2 protein-coding genes are annotated in these 2,284 nt (G+C 24.0%); one reads left to right on the plus strand and one right to left on the minus strand.

Annotated elements, in window-relative coordinates; all coding sequences use genetic code 11:
* The first annotated feature begins 152 nt into the window (after positions 1–152).
* The gene (locus E6248_RS15510) at positions 153–311 is read left to right on the plus strand and encodes a hypothetical protein (protein ID WP_316341669.1); all 159 of its coding nucleotides are present in this window, start codon (positions 153–155) and stop codon (positions 309–311) included.
* A 129-nt stretch (positions 312–440) separates the two neighbouring features.
* On the opposite strand, the gene E6248_RS15515 is transcribed toward E6248_RS15510, so the two are convergent.
* Positions 441–1,802 (minus strand): dicarboxylate/amino acid:cation symporter, encoded by a 1,362-nt coding sequence (locus tag E6248_RS15515; protein WP_316341670.1) that lies wholly within the window; start codon positions 1,800–1,802, stop codon positions 441–443.
* Positions 1,803–2,284 lie beyond the last annotated feature (482 nt).

Here is a 2,284-nt window from a genome sequence, read left to right on the forward strand (position 1 = left end):
GATTAAAATACATAAAAAAATTATAAAAAATTAAAAATATATTAATATAAATGGTAGTATTTCATTCAGAAATACTACCATAATTTTTAACTTTTCATTTTTAATTGTGATTCGTAACTTAAAATTGTAAGTGCTTATGGGTTTAGAAATAAATGTTTCTTTTAGAGTATATTAAAAGTCCCAAAAAAGTAGGAGTAGTTAGTGCTAGTAGCAAATATTTAGCAGATGAAATGATAAGAACTATTAACATATTAAATGAAAGTGCGGAAAATATAGACGAAATTCTTAAAGAATGTTCAATTAAATATTAGATTAAAAAAACATAGCTTTATAGCTGTGTTTTTTTATGCATATAAATAATAAATTTAGTAGCGAAAAGATTAAATAAAAAGCTATGCATTTAACTATGCGATAGCTTCATAAAATTTATATGTAATATTCTAGTTCATATATATATCTTTATTTAAACATCCTTCAGAATTTGAAACAACTATAGCAGTTGCAGAATCACCAGCAACATTTAAACAAGTTACTAACATATCCATTGGACGGTTTATGGCAAGAATCAAAGAATAAGCAACTAGAGTTGCATTATTATTAAAACCCATGCCAGTTAATACTGTAAATAGGATTATAGCTGATGAACCAGGTGCAGAAGGAGTACCAATGGATGCTATAAGCGCAAAAACTGCTATTAATAATATATTATGAAAATCTAAGTCATATCCTGAAGAAGCAGCAATAAAAATAGTCCCTATAACTTGCATAATTGCAGTTCCATTCATATTTATAGTCATTCCTAATGGGAGTACAAAAGAAGCTATATCCTTATTTGCACCTAGCTCTTCAACAGTAGTTTTTTCATTTAATGATAATGCGGCGGAAGAAGAGGCAGCAGAAAATCCTAGTAAAGCAACTTTTGCAAATTTTTTTATAAATATCATTGGACTCAATTTAGTAAATGAATATATGAATAAAGGATAACATGTAAGAAAAACAAATATTGAAGATATTGAAACTATGGCCATATACATTAAAGCTGGTTTAAGTTGGTTTATTCCATAGATGGCAAAGGTTCTAGTTATCAATACAAATACAGCAATTGGACTAAATTTAGATATAATAAAATTTAAAAAAACTGAAATAATATTATTAATATCTATAAGTAAGTTCTTTAAAACTAATATTTTATCACCAACGGAATTAATACATAAACCAACAATGATAGCTAAGAATACTATTGCTAATACCATACTATTATCTGATAAAGTAGATGAAATATTGTTTGGTATCATATTTATAATAACTAATAATGGATTATTGCTAATGCTAGTAGTAACAGATGAAGTTATATCTGCATTAATATTTACACTAAATACTCCGAATTTATAAGCTATAAATCCAAATAAACATGCTATTATTAAAGAATATATGGAAGTACCTAAAAAACCTAATAATGTTTTTGAAGATATTCTTCCTAACTTCTTTGTATCACTAATATGACACATAGAAAGAGCTATTGATGAAAATACCATTGGAATTATTATTAATTGAAGACAATTAATAAATAACTGACCTAATATATAAAAAATACCTATAGAATTTTTTCCTTCTTCAGTAGATATATCTTGGAACAATAAATTATTGATAAAATTCCATATAGAGGCTTTATCATTATTAATTAATGTTTCCCTTAATAACATAAAAAGCGTGCCAACTACTACAGCTAATATAAGAGAAATAGCCATTTTTATAGCTAATTTAGTTGATTCGCTTTTTCCAGTTGTAAAATTAAACTTCATAAAAATATCTCCCAATATATGTAATATTTAAATTAAGTGTTTGATATTGTATTAGTGAAATATAATTATTTAACGTTAGCATAAATATATATTAGTTAAATAAATATGTCAATAATTTAACTATCAAACTAACAATGGATAAACAATAATATATAAAAAGAAACTATAAATTTAATAGAAAATTTCTATAAATTATTACTAAGATCAAAATAAAGTGATAGAATATAAATAAAAATTTTTATATGGGGGCTTTAAAAATGAGATTCAATAAAGAAAACATGGGGAAATATAATTTAATTAAAAGCGAGAATACACTTAATTGTAGTATATGTAATAAAAAAACTAATTATATAGATTATTGGAGTAATAATAAATTTTGTTCGACAGAATGTAAAGATAAGTATTATACTTGGCTGAAAAATAACAAAGACAACCTAATTATATAAATTATTTTAATATAAGAATTATGAATTTATTAGTAG

This window comes from Clostridium sp. (assembly GCF_032552055.1).
In the GTDB taxonomy this organism is placed as follows: Bacteria; Bacillota; Clostridia; order Clostridiales; family Clostridiaceae; genus Clostridium.